This is a genomic window from Collimonas sp. NPDC087041, assembly GCF_044745265.1.
Lineage (GTDB): Bacteria > Pseudomonadota > Gammaproteobacteria > Burkholderiales > Burkholderiaceae_D > Collimonas.
On record NZ_JBIUZX010000003.1, the window covers coordinates 237,705 to 257,750 of the forward strand.

At 56.1% G+C, this 20,046-nt stretch carries 18 protein-coding genes; 4 read left to right on the top strand and 14 right to left on the bottom strand.

All coding sequences use genetic code 11. From position 1 onward, the window contains the following. Nucleotides 1-2: 2 nt before the first annotated feature. The 4 genes from ACIPF8_RS06980 to lysA form a co-directional block, all read right to left on the bottom strand. Nucleotides 3-557: a GNAT family N-acetyltransferase gene (locus tag ACIPF8_RS06980; protein ID WP_400418759.1), complete on the bottom strand. Its 555-nt coding sequence runs from the start codon at nucleotides 555-557 to the stop codon at nucleotides 3-5. A 61-nt stretch (nucleotides 558-618) separates the two neighbouring features. Then, nucleotides 619-831, bottom strand: a complete 213-nt coding sequence (locus tag ACIPF8_RS06985) for a hypothetical protein (RefSeq protein WP_400418761.1) — start codon at nucleotides 829-831, stop codon at nucleotides 619-621. A 224-nt stretch (nucleotides 832-1,055) separates the two neighbouring features. Beyond that, nucleotides 1,056-3,236 (bottom strand): phosphocholine-specific phospholipase C, encoded by a 2,181-nt coding sequence (locus tag ACIPF8_RS06990; RefSeq protein ID WP_400418764.1) that lies wholly within the window; start codon nucleotides 3,234-3,236, stop codon nucleotides 1,056-1,058. Between the two features lie 492 nt (nucleotides 3,237-3,728). Continuing rightward, entirely contained in the window at nucleotides 3,729-4,973 is a 1,245-nt protein-coding gene (lysA, locus tag ACIPF8_RS06995; protein ID WP_400419471.1) for a diaminopimelate decarboxylase, read from the bottom strand. A 130-nt stretch (nucleotides 4,974-5,103) separates the two neighbouring features. Here lysA and ACIPF8_RS07000 point away from each other — a divergent pair, with 130 nt between their 5' ends. Both ACIPF8_RS07000 and ACIPF8_RS07005 read left to right on the top strand, forming a co-directional pair. Continuing rightward, a complete protein-coding gene (locus ACIPF8_RS07000) occupies nucleotides 5,104-6,030 on the top strand; it encodes a LysR family transcriptional regulator (RefSeq protein WP_400418767.1) in 927 nt (308 codons plus the stop codon). A gap of 193 nt (nucleotides 6,031-6,223) precedes the next feature. Continuing rightward, complete coding sequence (locus ACIPF8_RS07005) at nucleotides 6,224-6,985, top strand: metallophosphoesterase (protein WP_400418769.1); 762 nt, start codon at nucleotides 6,224-6,226, stop codon at nucleotides 6,983-6,985. On the opposite strand, the gene ACIPF8_RS07010 is transcribed toward ACIPF8_RS07005, so the two are convergent. The 3 genes from ACIPF8_RS07010 to ACIPF8_RS07020 all read right to left on the bottom strand — a co-directional run bounded on the left by ACIPF8_RS07010 (nucleotide 6,964) and on the right by ACIPF8_RS07020 (nucleotide 8,610). Continuing rightward, nucleotides 6,964-7,473 carry a DinB family protein gene (locus tag ACIPF8_RS07010; RefSeq protein ID WP_400418771.1) on the bottom strand — a complete coding sequence of 170 codons (510 nt, stop codon included), beginning with the start codon at nucleotides 7,471-7,473 and terminating at the stop codon, nucleotides 6,964-6,966. The genes ACIPF8_RS07005 and ACIPF8_RS07010 overlap by 22 nt on opposite strands. A 120-nt stretch (nucleotides 7,474-7,593) precedes the next feature. Beyond that, on the bottom strand, nucleotides 7,594-8,361 hold the full coding sequence (locus ACIPF8_RS07015; protein WP_400418774.1) for a slipin family protein: 768 nt from the start codon (nucleotides 8,359-8,361) through the stop codon (nucleotides 7,594-7,596). Nucleotides 8,362-8,469: 108 nt separating this feature from the next. After that, nucleotides 8,470-8,610, bottom strand: a complete 141-nt coding sequence (locus ACIPF8_RS07020; RefSeq protein ID WP_400418777.1) for a hypothetical protein — start codon at nucleotides 8,608-8,610, stop codon at nucleotides 8,470-8,472. Between ACIPF8_RS07020 and ACIPF8_RS07025 the strand changes: the two genes are divergently transcribed. Continuing rightward, nucleotides 8,609-9,490 carry an alpha/beta fold hydrolase gene (locus tag ACIPF8_RS07025; protein WP_400418779.1) on the top strand — a complete coding sequence of 294 codons (882 nt, stop codon included), beginning with the start codon at nucleotides 8,609-8,611 and terminating at the stop codon, nucleotides 9,488-9,490. The genes ACIPF8_RS07020 and ACIPF8_RS07025 overlap by 2 nt on opposite strands. Before the next feature lie 492 nt (nucleotides 9,491-9,982). Here ACIPF8_RS07025 and ACIPF8_RS07030 read toward each other — a convergent pair whose 3' ends face one another. After that, nucleotides 9,983-12,169: a prolyl oligopeptidase family protein gene (locus ACIPF8_RS07030; protein ID WP_400418782.1), complete on the bottom strand. Its 2,187-nt coding sequence runs from the start codon at nucleotides 12,167-12,169 to the stop codon at nucleotides 9,983-9,985. Between the two features lie 248 nt (nucleotides 12,170-12,417). Here ACIPF8_RS07030 and ACIPF8_RS07035 point away from each other — a divergent pair, with 248 nt between their 5' ends. Next, nucleotides 12,418-12,639, top strand: coding sequence for a hypothetical protein (locus ACIPF8_RS07035; RefSeq protein ID WP_400418785.1), 222 nt, complete (start codon nucleotides 12,418-12,420; stop codon nucleotides 12,637-12,639). Nucleotides 12,640-12,837: 198 nt separating this feature from the next. Here the strand turns inward: ACIPF8_RS07035 and ACIPF8_RS07040 are convergent, their stop codons facing one another. From ACIPF8_RS07040 to ACIPF8_RS07065, 6 genes are all read right to left on the bottom strand, one after another. Next, nucleotides 12,838-14,112 carry a tetratricopeptide repeat protein gene (locus tag ACIPF8_RS07040; RefSeq protein WP_400418788.1) on the bottom strand — a complete coding sequence of 425 codons (1,275 nt, stop codon included), beginning with the start codon at nucleotides 14,110-14,112 and terminating at the stop codon, nucleotides 12,838-12,840. A 78-nt stretch (nucleotides 14,113-14,190) separates the two neighbouring features. Further along, nucleotides 14,191-14,625, bottom strand: a complete 435-nt coding sequence (locus ACIPF8_RS07045) for a biopolymer transporter ExbD (protein WP_128082993.1) — start codon at nucleotides 14,623-14,625, stop codon at nucleotides 14,191-14,193. A 119-nt stretch (nucleotides 14,626-14,744) separates the two neighbouring features. Next, entirely contained in the window at nucleotides 14,745-15,173 is a 429-nt protein-coding gene (locus ACIPF8_RS07050) for an ExbD/TolR family protein (protein WP_400418404.1), read from the bottom strand. Nucleotides 15,174-15,175: 2 nt separating this feature from the next. Beyond that, nucleotides 15,176-16,105, bottom strand: coding sequence for a MotA/TolQ/ExbB proton channel family protein (locus ACIPF8_RS07055; RefSeq protein WP_400418407.1), 930 nt, complete (start codon nucleotides 16,103-16,105; stop codon nucleotides 15,176-15,178). 68 nt (nucleotides 16,106-16,173) lie between these two features. After that, on the bottom strand, nucleotides 16,174-16,830 hold the full coding sequence (locus ACIPF8_RS07060) for an energy transducer TonB (RefSeq protein ID WP_400418791.1): 657 nt from the start codon (nucleotides 16,828-16,830) through the stop codon (nucleotides 16,174-16,176). 350 nt (nucleotides 16,831-17,180) lie between these two features. After that, nucleotides 17,181-19,883, bottom strand: a complete 2,703-nt coding sequence (locus ACIPF8_RS07065) for a TonB-dependent receptor (protein ID WP_400418793.1) — start codon at nucleotides 19,881-19,883, stop codon at nucleotides 17,181-17,183. Nucleotides 19,884-20,046 lie beyond the last annotated feature (163 nt).

Genomic DNA, 20,046 nt, shown 5'->3' on the forward strand with positions numbered 1-20,046 from the left:
GATTATCTGGCCAGCCAATCGCGCCGGAGCAATCCATACAGGTCGGTATCCGAGACCACGCCATCGACCAGCCAACGCTCGCGCAGATGTCCTTCCTTGACGAAGCCAAGGCGCTCCAGGGTCTTCGCAGATGCGGCATTGCGCGGATCGATGTCGGCTTCGAGCCGCCGCAGATTGAATGCCTCGAACGCATGCTCGACAAAGGTAGTCAGGGCTTCGTGCATGTAGCCGTTACCCCAATGCGTACTTCCCATTCCATATCCCAGGTCGGCACGTAAGTTCTGCGAGTCGATCGCGAACAACGAACACATCCCGATGAGATGATTGTCTGCCTGCGTTTGCATGCCGAGGCGGAGATAACGCCCTTCCTGGTGAGCCACAATGTCATTTGCAATCAGCTCGTGTGCAACGTCGATTGAAGCCCACGGCACGGTACTCCAGTAGCGCATGACTTCCGGATCGGAAAATATGGTGAATAAGGCTGCAGCGTCGGATTCCTGCAGCGGGCGCAAAATCAGGCGCGGCGTCGACAATATTGTGGGAGTGAAGGATGGCATACGAGAGTCTTCGTCTTGATAGAAGCTTAAAGGGGAACGACGCTACGGTATATCCGCACCGCTATCCCATGCCTCGCCCGCCATCCTTGGCGGTCGCCATTTCGAACAAATCGAATGCATCTCCATACAGGAAAGATTTTTTCAGCGGCGCGCCGTAGTCGGCGGCGCAGCCATAGGCAATCACCTTTTGCTCGCAGTCGTGCTTGGTCCTGGCAATGATCGACTCGGCCTTGTCGCCCTTCAGATTTTCAGCCACCCAATAGGTCATTTTCATTCACTCACCCCGAATTCAAACGTTTGCGATCTTGGCCAGCGGTTAGGACCAGTCATTGATGAAGCAAAATTATTATCAGTGCGGACCATGTGAATCGGCAAGGACTTTCAACAAAAGCAAAGGGCCTACATCAATGTAGGCCCCTTCTATTTGCACTTTAACTATTTCACGCGAGTTGAATCGAATGCCAAGGCGAGAAATCCAACACGAGATACCGCTGGCCTTCAGGTCACCGCCATCGCCGGATCGCTCACCCCGTGTGCCCCGGTTTCCATGCGCCCCGCAAAGCGGCGACTGAAACCGCCCAGCGGCACTGTCACGCTAAAGTCGTACCAGTTGCCCTGGCTGGCGATTGCCCAGTGCTGCTCAATCTGGCGACCTGGATGCACCTCGAATGTCCAAGGACCTTCCCGGCGATAGGCATTCAATTTGACCGTGAAGACACAAGTCCTGGCGCCGGTATTGACCATCGTCAGGCGTATCCGCTTGGCGAAAGTGTCGTAGCTGAGCCGCACTTCCGGCGTTGCCGTTGCCGATTCCGAGAGAGCCGCCAGATTGCCCTGGAATGCACGATGGAAGCCGTTCGGTCCCAATACCCACAAATCGTAGGCGCCGCGGTCGGCGTTCAGGTCCCATGCGTCCTGCCAGCTCTTGCCGGCTTCCAGCACGTAGCGGCGTGGTACGCGATCCAGGTGCAGGCGATCATAGACATGGAATACGGCGGCGGCGCGGCCCGTGTTGCGGAAACTCAGCACGATCTTGTTACTGCGTTGGTCGGTGCGGCCGCCAACGTGCAATTCGTACGGCAATGCGCGCGATGGACGAATGCCGGCAGCCTGCATCGGGAACACCTGCGTGCCTTCGGCCGGCAGCGCAACTTGCTGCAAGCGCTCTTGCTGGGCGCGTACTGCATCAGCTTGCTGGCGCGAGCGCTTCGGCAGCGTCGGCAATGGCTCGTGGTTAGGATTGACGAAATTGAACGCAGTCAGCAGATCGCCGCAGACGGCGCGACGGAACGGGCTGATGTTTTCTTCCTTCACATGGAAGCGCGCTTCCAGGAAACGCAGCACCGACGTGTGGTCGAACACCTGCGAATTGACCCAGCCGCCGCGGCTCCAAGGCGAAATCACATACATCGGCACGCGCGGGCCGGGGCCGAACGGATGCTTGTTGTAGGGCGGCGTGCTCAAATAATATTCGCCGTCGGTATCGACGCTGGAATAGCCGGCCAGCTCGTTGCCTTCGAAGCCTGGCGCGCATGGCGGCGGCACATGGTCGAAGAAGCCGTCGTTCTCGTCGAAGTTAATCAACAGCACGGTCTTGCTCCACACGTCCGGATTGGCAGTCAACGCGTTCAGCACTTCCTGCGTGTACCAGGCGCCCTGCACCGGGCTGGATGGCCCCGGGTGTTCGCTATAGGTGGCAGGAACCACGATCCAGGACACCTGCGGCAACGTGCCGGCGCCGATGTCTTCGCGCAGCGATCCAAGGAAGCCGCCGTCGGGCATGGTGTTGGCGATGCCCTTGAGCAGCGGATTGGCGCTATCGTCAGTCGGCAAGTATGGCGGGTAAGGCGCGCCGGAATTGGCGACGTTGCCGCGCTTCTCGTTGGCCTGGCGATAGGTGGCGAAGCCGGCCAGCGGATTGTCGGTGAAATTGTCTGGCATGTTCTGGTAAACCTTCCAGCTCACCCCGGCCTGCTGCAGCCGTTCCGGATAGGTTTTCCAGCGATAGCTGGTTGCTGCGGTAGAGCTATCCAGCTGCTCTTGCGAGTTGTCGATGGCCGGGCCGCCGTTAAGACCTTTGGGGTCGTTGGTGCCGGTCCAGTGGAATACGCGATTCGGATTGGTGCCGCCGTGGAACGAGCAATGGTAGGCGTCGCACACGGTGAAGGCATTCGCCAGTGCGAACTGGAAATCCAGCTCGACCTTGGTGTAATAACCCATCGACTGCGTCTGCTTGTAGGTCGGCCAGGAATTCATGCGGCCCAGGTCCCAGGCATCCTGGGCGTTATCGTAGAAGTGGTTGGTGCCGTTGACGCGCTGCGCGTTGCCCAGTTTGCTATCAAGGTGATACGGCAGGATGATGCGCGACTTGCCGGTGGTCTTGTCGGTATAGGTTTGCTGCATCACGTTGCGCTGGTTGAGCAGCGGAATCGGGAAGCGGTCGCCAAAGCCGCGCACGCCGTGCAGGGTGCCGAAATAATGATCGAAGGAGCGGTTTTCCTGCATCAGGATGACCACATGTTCAACGTCGCGGATGGTGCCGGTGCGGTTGTTGGCGGGAATCGCCAAGGCCCTGCGGATGGCTTCCGGGAAAGCTGCATTGGCGGCTGCCGAATAAGTGGTGGCGGCAAGCGTGGCGCCTGCGGCGCGCAGAAAGTGACGGCGGTTTTTCTTGATCATGATGGTCCTGTTGTTTCCTTGTGAGGGATGACGTCGCTGGGACGGAGAATGACTTCATGTGACTTGACGGAACTGGCCGGCGGGCTTAACGGAAGACTGGAGCGTGGTCGCCGCAGGCGCGACGCTGGATCGAACTGCGGCAGGATTGCGGCGATGAATGGGTGCAGGGGAGATTCGTTTTCAAGCATGTACATGTCGCCATTGCGCTCTTGGGAATGGCCGAAGTATCGCGAGCAAATATGTCAGGGATATGAAGATTCTGTGACCATCCTGTTATGATGCCGAAAAGCAACAAAAGACAACAACAGACGACAACAAATCATAGGCACCAGTGGTGCCTGAAGGGGAAACGCGGGGATTTTTATAGCAGCCGGTAGCTCCGGTGCTCAGTATGACAAGGCCTGGTGGCCTTTTCGGTCCCTTTACAGAGACCTGCCGAAATCATCGGGGACAGCATGGAGCCGTCCCCAACCCAGGAAAAACTTGCTTGTCTTATTCGAAGGTTTCCAGCGCGATCAGCTCAGCCAGGGTCTGGCGGCGGCGGATTACGCGATGCGTACCGTTCTCGATCAAGACTTCAGCCAGCAAGGGGCGGCTGTTGTAGTTGGATGACATCGACGCGCCGTAGGCGCCGGTATCGTGCAATACCAGATAGTCGCCAACCCGCGCCGGCGGCAACTCGCGCGGCTCGACGACGCCGCCTTCGAGCTGGGTGAAGACGTCGCCCGATTCGCACAGCGGCCCGGCCACCACAGTCGGCCGCGGCGTGACATCTGCTGGAGGCTGGCCTTGATAGATCAGTGAAATGCGGTGATAACTGCCGTACATGGCTGGGCGCATCAGATCGTTGAAACCGGTGTCGACCAGCACGAAGTGATTGTTGCCGTTGTCCTTCACCGCGCGCACTTCAGACAGCAAGGCGCCGGCTTCCGCCACCAGGAAACGGCCCGGTTCGATTTCAAGGCGGACCGCATGCCCGAGGTGGGCCTCGATCTGCTTGCGCGCCGCATCCCACAACGAAAAATAGTGATCGCAGTCGATCCGCGCCCCACCCTCCTGGTACGGAATCGACAGGCCACCGCCGGCCGATACCGCTTCGAGATCGCAATTGAGGCGCTTGACCGTATCGACCATCGCCGCGCATACCTGCTGCAGATGGCTGTAATCGACGCCGGAGCCGATGTGCATGTGCAAGCCCACCAGTTTCAGGCCGTGCTTCTGGATCACCTGCAGCGCACGCTCCAGATCGGTATGCCAGATGCCATGCTTGCTGTTCTCGCCGCCGGTATTGGTCTTGGCGCTGTGGCCATGGCCGAAACCCGGGTTGATGCGCAGCCAGACCCGGTGGCCTGGCTTGGCGGCGCCGAGTTGTTCCAGCATGTCGATCGAACCTGCATTGACTTCGATATCCAGTTGCGTGACGCGCGCCAGCGTCGCCTGATCCAGCAAATCGGCGGTGAACACCAAGCCGGCCGGTTCGCCCTGCGGGCTGTAGCCGGCCAGCAATGCGCGTTCGATTTCGCCCAGCGACACGGCGTCAACCTGCACGCCCTGCTCACGCATGAGCTTCAAAATGTGGATATTTGAACAAGCTTTCTGGGCAAAGCGGATGACGTCGAAAGCACGCAGCTGCTGTATGCGCTCAACAATGGTTTCCGCATCGTAGATCCAGAGCGGCGTGCCGTGCTGGCGGGCGAGATCGGGAAAGGTGGCAAGCTGGGCCGGGGTCATGGTGATTCTCCAGGATAAATAGATAGTTGGCAGTATCTTCCTCCAAAAACAGTATTCAATAAAATATCATTTCTTTCAAGCTTCATTCATATACGATATGGTTTGATATCATCCTGTTTTCCCCGGAGATTTGCAGATGTCCATCACGCTCAGGCATATCGAAGTATTTCGCGCCGTCATGACCGCCGGCAGCGTCACCGGCGCTGCCGCACTGCTACGCACCTCGCAACCGACCGCCAGCCGCGAGCTGGCCCGTTTCGAATCGCTGGTGCGGATCAAATTGTTCGACCGGGTGCGTGGCCGCCTGCTGCCGACCGCCCCGGCCTTGCTGCTGTATGAAGAGGTGCGGCGCTCCTACCTGGGCCTGGAGCGCATCGTCAGCATGGCCGGCTCGATCCGCCAGTTTGAGCATGGACAACTCTCCATCATCTGCCTGCCGACATTTGCGCAAACACTGCTGCCGCTGGCCTGCCGCCGCTTCCTCGACGACTTCCCGACAGTGGGCCTGAGCATCACGCCGCAGGAATCACCACTGCTGGAAGAATGGCTGACCTCGCAACGCCACGACATCGGCATCACCGAAACCGTCACCGCGCCACCAGCCACCGAGCAAAGCCTTTTGTTTTCTGGGGACATGGTGTGCGTGCTGCCGGATGGGCATCCGCTGCTGGCCAAGCAAAAACTCGCACCCAAGGATTTTTCCGGACAGAATTTCATCAACCTGGCGAGTCTCGACATCTATCGGCAGCAACTGGACCAGGTGTTCGAAGGACAGCAAGTGGAACGCCGCATGGCGATTGAGACAGCGAGCGCCGCCTCGGTCTGCGCAATGGTGCGACAAGGCCTGGGCATCGCTATCGTCAATCCATTGACAGCAATGGACGAAGCCGGACGCGGCCTGTATTTGCGCCGCTTCACCGAATCGGTGCCGTTCACCGTGAGCCTCGTCAGGCCGACGCATCGCCCGTCGTCAAACCTTGTGGATGCCTTCGCCAAGGTGCTGCACAAGCATTGCCTGACGCTGGAGCAAGCGTTGAAGAAGGCGCTGCGCGCCATGGCATGATGGATTTGGAGAAAGACAGAATGCATTCATGGTTTTCATCTAACGACGTGGCATGCACTCTGATCCCAGTTAGCTGCAGGTGTTAAGTACGACGAAAACCACCGCGTTCCGGAGCATGAAGCACCGCCGCTCTGGATTAGAATAATCAACTTGAACCACCCGCTTTAACGCCAACCCGACAATTCCCCACACCATGAAAATCTCATTGCTCTCAGATTTGCATTTATCGGTGCATCCGATGCCGCCGCCGCAGACCGACGCGGATGTGGTGGTGCTGGCCGGCGATATCTGGCGCCCGACGGAAGCAATCGAATGGGCCAGGCAATTCCCGGTGCCGACGCTGTATGTGCCTGGCAATCATGAGTTCTATGGGCGCGACCTGAACGGCACGATGTCGGAACTACGCACCGCTGCAACAGGGTCGCAGGTACAAGTCCTGCAACAGCAAAAGGTAGTGATCGACGGCGTGCGCTTCCTGGGTTGCACGTTGTGGACGGATTTCAGATTCTTTGAAAGTGAAGAACAACGCGAGAGCGGCATCAAGCAGGCGGTTGAATTGGTCAGGGATTTTTCGCGCATACGCGTAGCGCCGGATTTTCCCGAGACCTTCACACCCGCCCTGTCGCAAATGCTGTTCGACGATACGGTCGCCTGGCTGGACAGGGAATTCGCGCAAGCGCACGACGGCCCTACCGTCGTGATCAGCCATCATGCGCCAAGCAAAGGCAGCATCCACGAAAGGTTTGCCGGTTCGCCATTGAATGCCTGCTTCATATCAGAACTGGAAACAAGCATCCTGAAATGGCAACCATCGTTGTGGTTGCATGGCCACGTCCATGACAGCTTCGACTATCGCATCGGCGCAACGCGCGTGGTCAGCAATCCGCGCGGCTATGCGCGCGCCGGCAATGAAGAAAATGCACGCTTCGATCCTTATTTATTACTTGAAGTCTGAGGTTCAGCTTCGATCTTGCCGAGCAACCATTGCAATCCCGCCAAATGCTGCTGGTCATGGCTGCACAGGTAATGCACCAGGCTGCGCAGCGTCAGCGGGCCGTAGCCTTCAAACTCCGCAGTACGATCAAACTGCGCCGCATGCAGTTCGCTGATCAGTGCGACCGTCTGCGCACGCGCCTGACGGAAATCGGCGAACGCCTCATCGACATTGGCGGCGGCGTAATTGCGTTCTCTGGCCAGCACATCGCTGTCGATGGAAACCAGCAGCGGATGCTGTTCGTCGAGCGTGCGCCGGAAACGCAAATGATAGCCGTCGATCTCGATATCGCGAACATGGCAGACTTGCTCTATCGCGGTAAACGGCTCACTCGGTACGCCATCCCACGAGGCCGGCGCCCAATGTTTGAAATCGGCGGGAATCGCCGCATAGTGCGCTTCAAGTTGCTGCGGGAAATTGGCGAGCGTTTGCAGGGTAATGGGATTCATGCAGGTCCTGGGAAGGGATAAAGACTTGGCAATTCTAGCTATGCCTGGAATGCAAGACTGGGGCAACGCAACATCGGCGTTGCTCCAGGAATTGCGATCAGGTAATTATATGGTCGAACGCTAAGTCTTGCTCTTGCTCCCCAAAAAACTGGACAGCAAATCCATCGGCAACGGAAACACCACGGTAGTATTCTTGTCGGCGCCGATCACGGTCAGCGTTTCCAGGTAGCGCAACAGGATGGCCTGCGGTTCCTGCGCCAGGACATGGGCCGCCTGATACAGTTTTTCCGATGCCTGCAACTCGCCTTCCGCATGGATCACCTTGGCGCGCCGTTCGCGTTCCGCCTCGGCCTGCCTTGCAATCGCGCGGATCATCGATTCAGTGAGGTCGACCTGTTTGATCTCGACATTGGACACCTTGATGCCCCACGAATCGGTTTGTGCATCGAGCGCCTGCTGGATATCCAGGTTCAGCCTCTCGCGCTCGGCCAGCATGTCGTCCAATTGGTGCTTGCCCAGCACCGAGCGCAGCATGGTTTGCGACAACTGGCTGGTGGCGTTGAAGAAATTCGCCACTTCGACGATGGCTTTCCTGGGATCGATGACGCGGAAATAAACCACTGCGTTGACCCGCACGGAGACGTTGTCGCGCGAGATCACATCTTGTGTCGGCACCTCCAGCACCACGGTGCGCAAATCAACCCGTACCAGTTGCTGGATGGCTGGAATGATCAGCACCAGACCAGGACCGCGAACTCCCGAAAAGCGTCCCAGCGTGAATACCACGCAACGTTCGTATTCGCGGAAAATGTAGATCGCCATGTTCAGCAAAATCACCAACACAAAGATGGCAAAAGCCAAACCTATCCAACCGAAATTCCAGGGCATTTTGTGCCTCCTTCCTTGTCGAGGATGACCTGCCATCAGCGATCTGGCGACGTCGTCGGAGCAGGTCTACAGCGGAAAGCCATAACACCAGTATAGGTTAACTGGCAATTATTGCTGGCTGGCGACGACTGCACTCAATCCCTGGCTTTTATTTGCACTAGAATGAAAATTCACCTCCTTGCCTTGCGAGGTGGCTGGCAACTTGCGCGGCGCCAGGCCGTAGCCAAGTGCACTTGAAAGGACTGCCATGTTGAAACAGATAGAAGCAGGTGTGCTCAACGTCGCCTATGAAGAAAATGGCGCTGCCGACGGCAAGCCGGTACTGCTGCTGCATGGCTTCCCATACGATATCCATGCCTATGACGATCTGACACCGTTACTGACGGACGCAGGCTGCCGCGTGATCACGCCCTATTTGCGCGGCTTTGGGCCGACCCGCTTCCTATCGCTTGCCACGCCGCGCTCCGGCCAGCAAGCGGTGCTGGCGCACGATTTGTTGGCGCTGATGGATGCGTTGGCGATCCCAAATGCGGTGCTAGCGGGATACGACTGGGGCGGGCGCGCTGCCTGCATCGTTGCCGCATTGTGGCCCGCGCGCGTACGCGGGCTGGTGTCCGTCGACGGTTACAACATCCAGAACATTGCCGCCGCCAGCAAGCCGCAAACGCCGGAAAACGAGTTGCGCTACTGGTATCAGTATTATTTCCACAGCGAACGCGGCCGTGCCGGTCTCGCGCAGAACCGTCGCGAATTCTGCAAGCTGCTGTGGAAACTGTGGTCGCCGAATTGGCAATTCGACCAGGCGACTTATGACCGCACTGCTCTCTCTTTCGACAATCCAGACTTTGTCGAAGTCGTCATTCACTCGTATCGTCATCGCTACGGCCTGGTGCCGGGCGATCCTGCGGTCGCCGGCAGCGAACTCCTGCTGGCGGCACAACCGGTGATTTCAGTACCGACCATTGCGCTGGACGGCGCCGGCGACGGTGTCAGCCTGATTGGCGGTTCGGAACAGCACCAGCGCTTTTTTAGCGGGCCGTATCAGCGGCGCGTGATTCCGGTCTCCGGCCACAACCTGCCGCAAGAATCGCCGCGGGAATTTGCAGATGCGATACGGGAGCTACTCTAGGTTTTTTTGCCGAAATTCCGCGTGGGCACAAGTGCCCACCCTACCTGCTGGCGATGGCTCGGCTCATGCGCGTGAACCCAGAAACGATGGAGGCTCAAGGCCGTAGGGTGGGCAGATTTCTGCCCACGCGGAATTCACGTATCGATTAACCGGCATTCTCGTGGGCACGTGTGCCCCCCCTACCTGCTGGCGATGGCTTGGCTCATGCGCGTGAACGCAAAAAACGATGGGGGCTCAAGGCCGTAGGGTGGGCAGATTTCTGCCCACGCGGAATTCACGTATCGATTAACCGGCATTCTCGAGGGCACAAGTGCCCACCCTGCCTGCTGGCGATGGCTTGGCTCATGCGCGTGAACGCAGAAACGATGGCAGCTCGAGGCAGTAGGGTGGGCAGATTTCTGCCCACGCGGAATTCACGTATCGATTAACCGGCATTCTCGTGGCCACAAGTGCCCACCCTACCGGTTCTCGCAGCCGCTCAGATTGCCAATTTCAGTTGCTGTTGGACTTGGCCGGCTCGCCGGCCGCCGCTGCGCCATCTGGTCCAGGCTGCATGCCCAGCACCTTGGTCAGGAAACCCCAACGGTCTGCCACTTCTTCGATCTGCTTCGAAGTGGGCTTGCCGGCGCCATGGCCGGCCTTGGTGTCGATGCGAATCAGCACCGGCGCCGAACCAGCTTGATCCGCCTGTTCGGTAGCGACAAACTTGAAGCTGTGCGCCGGCACCACGCGGTCATCGTGATCGGCGGTTGTCACCAGCGTCGCTGGATAGCATGTGCCGGGCTTCAGGTTATGCAGCGGCGAATAAGCGTACAACGCCTTGAATTCCTCGGCGTTGTCGGACGAGCCGTAATCGGAAGTCCAACCCCAGCCGATCGTGAATTTGTGGAAACGCAGCATGTCCATCACGCCGACTTGCGGAATCGCTGCGGCAAACAGTTCCGGCCGTTGCACCATTGTCGCGCCAACCAGCAGGCCGCCGTTACTGCCACCACCGATCGCCAGTTTCTGCGGCGAGGTATATTTGTTGGCGATCAGCCATTGCGCCGCGGCGATGAAATCATCGAAGACATTCTGCTTGTTGAGCTTGGTGCCGGCTTCATGCCAGGCCTTGCCGTACTCACCGCCGCCGCGCAGGTTCGGCAATGCATAGACGCCGCCCATTTCCATCCAGGCCAGGTTGGGCACCGAGAATGCCGGCGTCAGCGAGATGTTGAAACCGCCGTAGCCGTACAGGTAGGTTGGATTGCTGCCGTCAAGCTTCAGGCCTTTTTTCGAGACGATGAACATCGGCACCCTGGTGCCATCCTTGCTGCTATAGAACACCTGGCGCGTTTCGAAGGCATTCGGATCGAAATCGACCTTGGGCTGGCGGTACAGGCTGCTCTTGCCGGTTTGCAGGTCGTAGCGATAAATGCTGGCAGGCGTGGTGAAGCCGGTAAAGGAATAGAAGGTTTCCTTGTCGTTGCGCTTGCCGCCGAAGCCGCCGGCCGAGCCGATACCGGGCAAGGCTACTTCACGAATCAGCTTGCCATCCAGCGCATAGATATTGACCTGGCTGCGCGCGTCTTTCAGGTAATCGACGATCAGTTGGTGGTTGACTACATTGGCGCCCTGCAGCGTCTGTTCCGACTCAGGGACGATCACCTTCCATTTCGCCGCGTCTGGGTGGCGCGTGTCGATCGCGATGATGCGGCCCTTTGGCGCATCCTTGTTGGAATTGAACAGGAACACCGGACCGTCGTTATCGATGAAGGCATAGGAAGCATCAAAATCGTCGAGCAGCGGCAAGACCGGCGCATCCTTCTTGCTGAGGTCCTTGTAGTAGACCCGGTTCTTTTGCTCGGTGCCTTGCGAGATGCTGATGATCAGGTATTTGCCGTCGTCGGTGACATGGCCGTCGAAACCCCATTCCTTCTGGTCGGGCCGGTCGTAGACCAGCACGTCGTCGGCTTGTGGCGTGCCGATTTTATGGAAGTAGAGTTTCTGGAAATAATTGACGTCGGCCAGCTTGGTTGCTTCCTTCGGCGCATCGTAGCGGCTGTAGAAAAACCCGGAACTGTCGTGCGCCCAAGAGGCGCCGGAGAATTTCACCCATTGCAAATGATCGGCAGTGTCCTTGCCGCTGACGATGTCGCGTACCTTCCATTCGTTCCAGTCGGAACCGGAAGCCGCGGTGCCGTAAGCCAGGTACTTGCCGTTGGGGCTGACCGCGATGCCGGCCAACGCTATCGTGCCATCGGCCGCCAAGGTATTGGGATCAAGCAGCAGCCGCGGTTCATCGTTGATCTGTTTGACGGTATAAAGCACCGCCTGGTTTTGCAGGCCATCGTTACGGCTGTAGAAGTAGCGCCCGCCTTCTTTGAACGGCACGCTGAAACGTTCGTAATTCCAGAGCTTGGTGAGCCGTTCGCGAATCGCTTCGCGTGCCGGGATTTTTTCAAGGAATGCCTGCGTCAGCTTGTTTTGCGCGTCTATCCACGCCTTGGTGTCATCACTGTTGGCGTCCTCCAGCCAGCGGTAGGGATCCGCCACCTTGACGCCATGATAATCGTCGACCTGGTCTACTTTCTTGCTGATCGGATAAACCAGAGGCTGGCCGCCGGGCTGGCACTGCTGGGCGAAAGCGCCGCTGCTGGTGAGGATGGCTGACAAGGCAATTGCGTGTTTGATGTACATGTTTTGTCCGTTGTGATTTGGGGTGAAATCAATTGAGCAAAGCCAAAAAACCGCGATAACTTATGGTTATCGCGTAAAGAAAGCACAACATTATGCGGCACAAGCCATTGATCCGTCTGGCGCTTAACTTGCCTTCGTGAAAGTAAATATGCTATCGTGCAATTCTGCAATGTAACGCAATGTATCGCGTGTCGATCTGTACTAAAAATGTGTTATTTCCAACCTTGAGAGACAAAGAAGACAACGCTATGAAAACACTTTTTGTTTGTGCATTTATCCTGCCGGTCCTTGCGGCATGTGCAACCCCGGCAGACGAGCCGACCCCCGCCTCTGCCAACAATCAGGAAAATATTTACGCTACCGGCAGCAACCTGCCAACCCGACAAACCAAGCAGAACATGAAAACGCTGACACCCGATCAAGCCGTGGACATGATCCCACCTGCCGCCCCTAGAGGGCCGAAGGGTTAACACTTTTCAGTTTGTTGCCTACGCTGTGCAAAATAGCGAGGACATCTGCAAAAGATCGTTATCCGTCTGAAAGTGCCTCATCGAAAGATGGGGCTTTTTTTCGACTGACCACGACTCAATATCCCTCATGCAAAAACGGAGCCGTTGCATGTCACTGCAAACGACTCCGCTTCTACGTTTTCCGCTCAACCGTCAAATTTAATTCAGCGGATGGTTCACCTGCATGATCCACAAACGTGCCAGGTCGGCCGCACCGTCAGTACCCTGGACCGACTTGAATGCTTCGATAGCCTTGTCTTTTTGCCCAGCCAACTGATACGCAATACCGAGATGCAGCTTGGCGTCGTCGCTACGCTTCAGATTGCCCTTTTTCAGGCCATCTTCCATCAGACGCAAGCCTTTGTCGAATTGACCTGCGGTGACCAACGCGTATCCCAGGTTGACTTGTCCGGTGCCTTCTTTGGCATTGACCGCCGCTGTTTCACTTTGCGTCATCGACTTCAGATCGTCGCTGGCAGCCTTGCCGGCCTGGTCCTGCAAACGCTTCTGTTTGGCGGCATCCGGGCCACTTCCCAGCAATCCGGATTGGTAACCTTGATCCAAGGTTTTCTTGGCTTCCGCCGGGAAACCAGCCAACAGCGACAACTGCGCCATGTCTGTGAATTCCGAACTGGTTTGCAACTGCACCGTAGCGGCCTTCAAACGATACAGATCAAGCACCAGGCGATCGGAAAATCCCGGCTTGTTCTGGACACGGCCGATCAGGTCCAGCCAGTAATCCTTCTTCGGATAGTAAGTATTGAGCTTTTCGAGCGCAACCTGATATCCGCCCTTGTCATTGCTCTTGAGTGCGCAACTGGCCAGCAACTTCAACTCGATTTCGCTCGGCGCCCGGCCGGCGCTTTCGTCGGCGGCGATGGCTGACTGCAGCTCGCTGGTGGCGCGTGGAATATCGTTACTCAGGTAATAAGACTGGATCAGCAAAGTCCTGGTTTGCGGATCGGCGCCGCCTTCTTTCATCGAGCGCGTCAACCATTCGATCGCCTTTGGATAGTTCTTGGCGTCGTAGTACATATTGCCCAGAGCCTGGACAACCTTGACTTGTTCAGCCGGGGAAAGGCGACCGGAAGCAATCACTGATTCAAACGATTTCCCTGCCAGTTCGGTGTCGCCGGCACGCGCCGCAGCAGCACCGCGCATGTGATCGATGGTGAAGGTTTCCCACGGTGTCTTGTTTGGGACAGCGTCGGTCTCGGCGATCTTTGCCAACGCCTCTTTGTACTTCTGCTGCTTGATCAATTCCTGCGCTGCCTGCAACGGCAAACCGACTTCCGCGCGCACGGTCTCACCCTTCGGCTGCTCTGCCTCATCGGCGGCATAGGCGGCCGGGGCCAGCCCCAGGACAGGAAGCGTGGAGGTCAAACCAACTGCAGCCAACAACACGAAAATCGGAGCGAATCGTAATTTGGACATAACTATTCTTTCAATCGAAAACGAAAATAGGCAGGTATAAACCTGCCTATTTTCTCATGCGGAAACAAATACTATCTATTACTCCATGAACTGCTCGTTACCGACGATACCGATCTTGGTGACGCCCAAGCGCTGCGCCGATGCCATCACGGCAGCGACCGACTTGTACTCCACCAGTTTGTTCGGACGCAGATGCACTTCATCGATATTTCCGCCCGCAACCACGGCCTTCAAACGGCTTTCCAGCTCGGCACGATTCGCCATCGGCGTACCGTTCCACATCACTGTTCCAGCCGGATCGATGTCCACCGTGTCGACCACCGGCAACGCCAACGGCGGTGGCGGATTACCAGTCGGCATGTTCAGCTTGATCGCGTGATTCTGGATCGGAATCGTGATGATCAGCATGATGATCAGCACCAACATGACGTCGATCAACGGCGTCATGTTCATTTCCATCATCGGTTCCGGATCGTTGGCGTTGCCGCCGGATGAACCTACATTCATACCCATAAACTACTCCTCATGTTGTAGGGTGGGCACTTGTCCCCACGCGTTGCTGCACACATCCATCCTTGTGCAATGACACGTGGGCAATACAGCCTGCCCACCCTACAGCCCCGATAAAGGGATTAGTTGCGTGCCGGCGGTTCAGTAATGAAGCCGATCTTGGCAATCCCTGCCCGCTGCGCAGTCAGGATCACCTTGCCGATATATTCATACTTGGTCTGTTGGTCGCCGCGGATATGCAGCTCCGGTTGTGGCACGATGACCGCCACTTCCTTCAGCTTCGCCAACAAAGTCGTCGTATTCGGCACCAGTTGCTCGTTCCAGAACATGTCCCCTTGCTTATTCACCGCCAGGTTGATGTTCTCTGGCTTGGTCTTGTAAGGTTCGTCGAACTCGTTCGGCAACTTCACTGGAATCGTATGCGTCACCACCGGAATCGTGATCAGGAAGATGATCAGCAACACCAACATGACGTCCACCAGCGGCGTCGTGTTGATCGTGCCGATCACTTCGTCTTCATCCCCATCGGATGAACCGAGTGACATCCCCATGATTAGCCAACCTTCTTCTTGATGTTAGCCACTTGACCAGCCTGGCTCGACGACATCACGCCGCTCAGCAGGACCGAGTGCAGGTCGGCGCTGAACGAACGGATCTCTTCCATGGCGCTCTTGTTGCGACGAACCAGCCAGTTGTAACCCAGAACCGCAGGAACAGCCACTGCCAGACCGATTGCAGTCATGATCAGCGCTTCACCCACTGGGCCTGCAACCTTATCGATCGACGCTTGGCCGGCGATACCGATTGCTGTCAGCGCGTGGTAAATACCCCAGACCGTACCGAACAGACCGACGAACGGTGCTGTCGAACCAACAGTTGCCAGGAATGCCAGACCGTCTTGCAGGCGGCTTTGCACTTTCTCTACCGAACGCTGGATCGACATGGTCACCCAGGTGTTCAGGTCGATTTGTTCCAGCAATGCGCCATCGTGGTGCTCAGTCGAGGTCGCACCATTTTGAGCGATAAAGCGGTAAGCGCTGTTTGGTTTCAGGCCGGCGATACCAGCTTCAACCGTTGCAGCTTTCCAGAATGTTTGCTTGGCGTTTTTAGCTTGGCCCATCAGTTTCACTTGCTCGATGAGCTTGGTGATGATGATGTACCAGCTACCCATCGACATCAGGACCAGGATGATCAGGGTGCCGCGGGCAACGAAGTCGCCGCCTTTCCACAGGGCGTCCAGGCCGTATGGATTGCTGACTGTTTCGTGATCAGCTGGTGGCGGTGGTGGGATTGGCGTGTCGGCCAGCGACGCTGCAGCTGCATCAGCAGCTTTAGGCGCGTCGGCGGTGGCCGGTGCGGACGCAGTAGCGGCAGCAGATGCTGCCGCAGGTGTTTGGGCGATTGCAGCCAGCGGCGAGATCGTCACGGCGGAGATCATCAGGGCGGCAGCCAGGGCGGATAAGCGATTACGAGTGATAGACATACTAATACTCCAAATTTGATAAATTAGATTGCTGAGATAACGTACAAGGTAGTTGTTCTACGCTCTGTTTATTCCAGCTTCCAAACATACTGCATTCTTGTAGAAGATTGCACAGGTTTACCATCGGCCATGGCAGGGGTGAAATGACACAGGCTCCACGCTTTTAGTGTGGCTCTGTCCAGGTCTTTGAAACCACTGCCCTTCTCAACTACAGCATCAACCACATTACCGTCTACACCGATAGTCAGCTTGACGTTCACAGTACCCTCTTCTTCATTACGCAAAGAAGTTCTTGGATACTCTGGCTTCTCGCAATTGCCAGCAATTTTTGCGCTGGTGTGCGATGGCCCGGCTTCGCCGTTCGTCGAAGGTTGCGCTACCGAGGTAGGCAATTCGTTGGTCGGTGGTTTGACATTGGTTACAGCTGCAATAACGTTGTCTTGCGGTGGTGGTGTTACTTTTACCTCTGGTGGAGGTACGAACGGTGGTGGTGGCGCAACCGATTTTGGCGGCGGCGGTATCACCTGTTTCGGTGGTGGTGGTGGCGGCGGCGGTGGCTTGATCTCTTCAATGATCTTGGTTTCGACCGGTTGCTGAATCACTTCGACAACTTTACGAGCTAGCCCTGTAACAAGTGCGTAAACAAGAGCCACATGCAAAAGAACAACCACGCTGATGCCAACTACATTCTTGGAAGGGTTCCTCCCATCCTGCGTGAAATCCATGCCTCTTTCCTCCGATACTACATTATTCAATTGCTAAAACTACTTGCAATCTGATGAGTGAACTACTTGCCGACCTACGACTACGCAAAAACCGTACCAATCAAACAGCAACTGCTTTGCCGAGTAACTGTCAGGCGGATGATGGTTCCAAAACCTTTTATTGATATTTAAATAAAAGAATTTTCGGTTTGCCATCACCCAATTGTCGTAGTTCGTAAATACTACATCAATGCTTTAACAAACAGCAGAAACATTGTACTTAGCTTATGCATTCCGAAAAGCTAAAACCACCTGGAAAACTTCCCAGGTGGTCCACTTACGAAAGTGCTTAAGCCAATCAAATCCCGCTATTAGAAGAATTGATAGTTGGCGCGGACGAAGAACGCACGACCAATGACATCGCCGTAACGGGCATCGTAACCATACTGGAAGTTATCAGTAACGTTAGAAGCCGGTGGGTTGGTATTGAACAGGTTCTTGATACCAGCAGTCAAAGTGATGTTCTTGAAGCCAGTGTAGGTACCAGACATGTTGTAACGTGTATAGGAACTGACTTGATGGTTCGCATACGCATCGACAACGTTGACACCGTTTTGATCACGATAGCCTGTTGTGTAGATTTGTTGCAGCGAGACAGCCCATGGACCCTTGTTCCAGTTGATGCCTGCTGTATGCCTCCAGCGGAAAACCACACCACCAGCTGTACCCACACCACCACCATATACAGCCAGGTTGTTCAGGTAAGCACCGCCAGCTTCCGACTGATAGTCATACTGGGTGACATAAGTACCGTCCAGGGACAAACCGAAGTTACCCCATGCAGTCTTAGGCAAGCGCCAGTTGAATCCCAGGTCGAAACCTTGGGTATGAACGTTACCCAGATTGACGTTGGTGTTCAGGATGTAGTTCAGCGAACCGTCGGCGTTACGCACATAGTCAGCTGCGTACTTGGTTGGGTCGTTGAAAATGTCGCCTTCGGAAATTGTCGAGATCTGGTTCTTGATCTTGATGTTGAAGTAGTCGACCGAAGCTGTCACCGTTGGAATCGGCTCGATCACCATACCCAGCGTGAAGGAGTTCGATTTTTCAGGTTGCAGGTTTGGATTACCACCTTGCAGTTTGAAGAATTGCTGGCCGCAATCGCGAGCTGCAATACCGCCTGCTGCAACGTTACCGCCTGGGCACAGGACTGGATCGTTGTAAGCGCTGTTGGTATAAGTCTTCGATGTTGGATCGTTCAACTCATACAGGCTCGGTGCACGGAAACCTGTGCTGTACGTGCTGCGGAACATGATTTCCTTGGCTGGCTGGAAGCGGATACCAACCTTAGGATTCAATGTGCCACCGACGTCGCTGTAGTTATCGTAACGAGCAGCCAAGCTCAGATCCAGCGATTTCACGACAGGAATGCTCAACTCAGTGAACAAGGCCTTGACGTTACGGCTACCGGACGAGGATTGTGCATCTTGCGAACCGGTACTTGCGTCCAGGTCGGCCAGTGCGTGGTCAACGTTGAAGTTCGCTTTTTCCTTGCGGAATTCGCCACCAACCGCAAATCCGACAGGACCTGCAGGCAGATTGAACAGTTCACGGCTAGCAGTAAAGTCGATCGATGTCGTTTGAGTACGTGCATCTTCGTATGTACCGTAGAGCTGGGCACTTTGCAGGTAAGCTGCGCCTGCTGCACTTTGTGGGCCAAACGGATTGATGATGCCGTTCAACAAGCCGGCTTTGACCATATCATTGTTCAGATAGCCGCCTTCCAGATTGTCTTCAGCCTTACTGACCGAATACGACACGCCGGTCTTGTAATCCCAGCCGAACTTGGTGCCTTCGAGGCTCAGCAACAGACGATCAGTGCTGTTCTTCGATTCAGTCACACGTTGGCCGGCATCTTGCGAGCGCCAGTTGAGGGACAATGGACCACCGCTGGCTGTGCCTGGGGTGATGCCGTTGCCTGGGTAGTACGGGCTGTTGCTGTTGATGACGTAGTCGCTGCTGGTGCCGCTGCCGTCACCGGCAAACACGTCGCCTGCAACATAGGTTTTAACCTTACTTTGCGAGTGCAGGTATTCAATCGATGCCGTGTTGTCGGCGTCCAGCTTGAACGTGCCTTTACCCAGCAGAGCGATTTCTTCGGTCTTCGGAACGATACCGATGTTTGCCTGGCTGTTATAGCGGCAGATCGAGCCCTTGACGAAAGTGAATTGGCCAGGGCAACCGGCTGAGGCATATGGATTGCCTTGGTTGCCGTTGTTGATGTCGTAGTAGTTCGCAGGATAGGAGTTACCGCTGCTGGCGTTCAGGCCGACACCTGGGTTTTGCCCACCCAGCCTGGAGACGCTGCGGTCGCTGGCTTTCACACCGTTTTGGTTGTGATAGTCGATCACGCCGAAGAAGTTGTAGCCATCTTTGTCCAGATCGCCCTTACCGCCCGACAGATTGAAACGCTTTTCAGCGCCACCGGCTTGTTCCGGCGCAATGCCTTCTGCGCTCAGGTTCAGACCAGTGTAGGAACGTTTGGTGATGAAGTTGATTACGCCACCGATCGCGTCGGTACCGTAGATAGCGGAAGCACCGTCGCGCAGGACTTCAACGCGGTCCAGCGCAGCGATTGGGATGACGTTCAAGTCGACAGCAGAGCCATCAAACGCGCTGTTGGCCAGACGACGGCCGTTCAGCAGCACCAGCGTCTTGTTTGGGCCAAGGCTGCGCAAGTCGGCGGCTGCGCCAACTGTCTTGCCGGCACCAACGTTGGATGCTGTAGTGAATTGCGATTGGTTGCCCGAAACACTGGCCAACACTTCAGCGGCTGTTGTCGCGCCCAGCTTGACGAAGTCATCCGCCTTGATGGTCGTGATTGGCGAAGTGCCTTCTGCCGCAATACGCTTAATGGATGAGCCAGTAATTTCGACTCGTTGTAACTGCTGTGGAGCATCGTCCGTCTTCGTCTCCTGCGCCTGAACTGAATGGGCCAACAGACCTAGCCCAACAGCTACGCCGCCTGAAAACATCAGTCGCAGCGAACGTGGCAATCCCCGTTCCTTCATCATAACCAAACTCCCTATGGGTAAAAGTTAGAGTTGAAATTTAAGTTTTGTAATAAAACAACAATATTTGTTAATCGCCTTCTGAGCGATGCGTCAAAAATCTTTTCACAGCAACGACCAAAAAGCAGATTTTCTTTCGCGTGTAAAACAATGCTTAACGATCATC

Bases quoted from the DNA above. Each gene is read 5' to 3' on its own strand.
- ACIPF8_RS06980 (WP_400418759.1), bottom strand. From the start codon at position 557: ATGCCATCCTTCACTCCCACAATATTGTCGACGCCGCGCCTGATTTTG.
- ACIPF8_RS06985 (WP_400418761.1), bottom strand. From the start codon at position 831: ATGAAAATGACCTATTGGGTGGCTGAAAATCTGAAGGGCGACAAGGCC.
- ACIPF8_RS06990 (WP_400418764.1), bottom strand. From the start codon at position 3,236: ATGATCAAGAAAAACCGCCGTCACTTTCTGCGCGCCGCAGGCGCCACG.
- ACIPF8_RS07000 (WP_400418767.1), top strand. From the start codon at position 5,104: ATGTCCATCACGCTCAGGCATATCGAAGTATTTCGCGCCGTCATGACC.
- ACIPF8_RS07005 (WP_400418769.1), top strand. From the start codon at position 6,224: ATGAAAATCTCATTGCTCTCAGATTTGCATTTATCGGTGCATCCGATG.
- ACIPF8_RS07010 (WP_400418771.1), bottom strand. From the start codon at position 7,473: ATGAATCCCATTACCCTGCAAACGCTCGCCAATTTCCCGCAGCAACTT.
- ACIPF8_RS07015 (WP_400418774.1), bottom strand. From the start codon at position 8,361: ATGCCCTGGAATTTCGGTTGGATAGGTTTGGCTTTTGCCATCTTTGTG.
- ACIPF8_RS07025 (WP_400418779.1), top strand. From the start codon at position 8,609: ATGTTGAAACAGATAGAAGCAGGTGTGCTCAACGTCGCCTATGAAGAA.
- ACIPF8_RS07020 (WP_400418777.1), bottom strand. From the start codon at position 8,610: ATGGCAGTCCTTTCAAGTGCACTTGGCTACGGCCTGGCGCCGCGCAAG.
- ACIPF8_RS07030 (WP_400418782.1), bottom strand. From the start codon at position 12,169: ATGTACATCAAACACGCAATTGCCTTGTCAGCCATCCTCACCAGCAGC.
- ACIPF8_RS07035 (WP_400418785.1), top strand. From the start codon at position 12,418: ATGAAAACACTTTTTGTTTGTGCATTTATCCTGCCGGTCCTTGCGGCA.
- ACIPF8_RS07040 (WP_400418788.1), bottom strand. From the start codon at position 14,112: ATGTCCAAATTACGATTCGCTCCGATTTTCGTGTTGTTGGCTGCAGTT.
- ACIPF8_RS07045 (WP_128082993.1), bottom strand. From the start codon at position 14,625: ATGGGTATGAATGTAGGTTCATCCGGCGGCAACGCCAACGATCCGGAA.
- ACIPF8_RS07050 (WP_400418404.1), bottom strand. From the start codon at position 15,173: ATGGGGATGTCACTCGGTTCATCCGATGGGGATGAAGACGAAGTGATC.
- ACIPF8_RS07055 (WP_400418407.1), bottom strand. From the start codon at position 16,105: ATGTCTATCACTCGTAATCGCTTATCCGCCCTGGCTGCCGCCCTGATG.
- ACIPF8_RS07060 (WP_400418791.1), bottom strand. From the start codon at position 16,830: ATGGATTTCACGCAGGATGGGAGGAACCCTTCCAAGAATGTAGTTGGC.
- ACIPF8_RS07065 (WP_400418793.1), bottom strand. From the start codon at position 19,883: ATGATGAAGGAACGGGGATTGCCACGTTCGCTGCGACTGATGTTTTCA.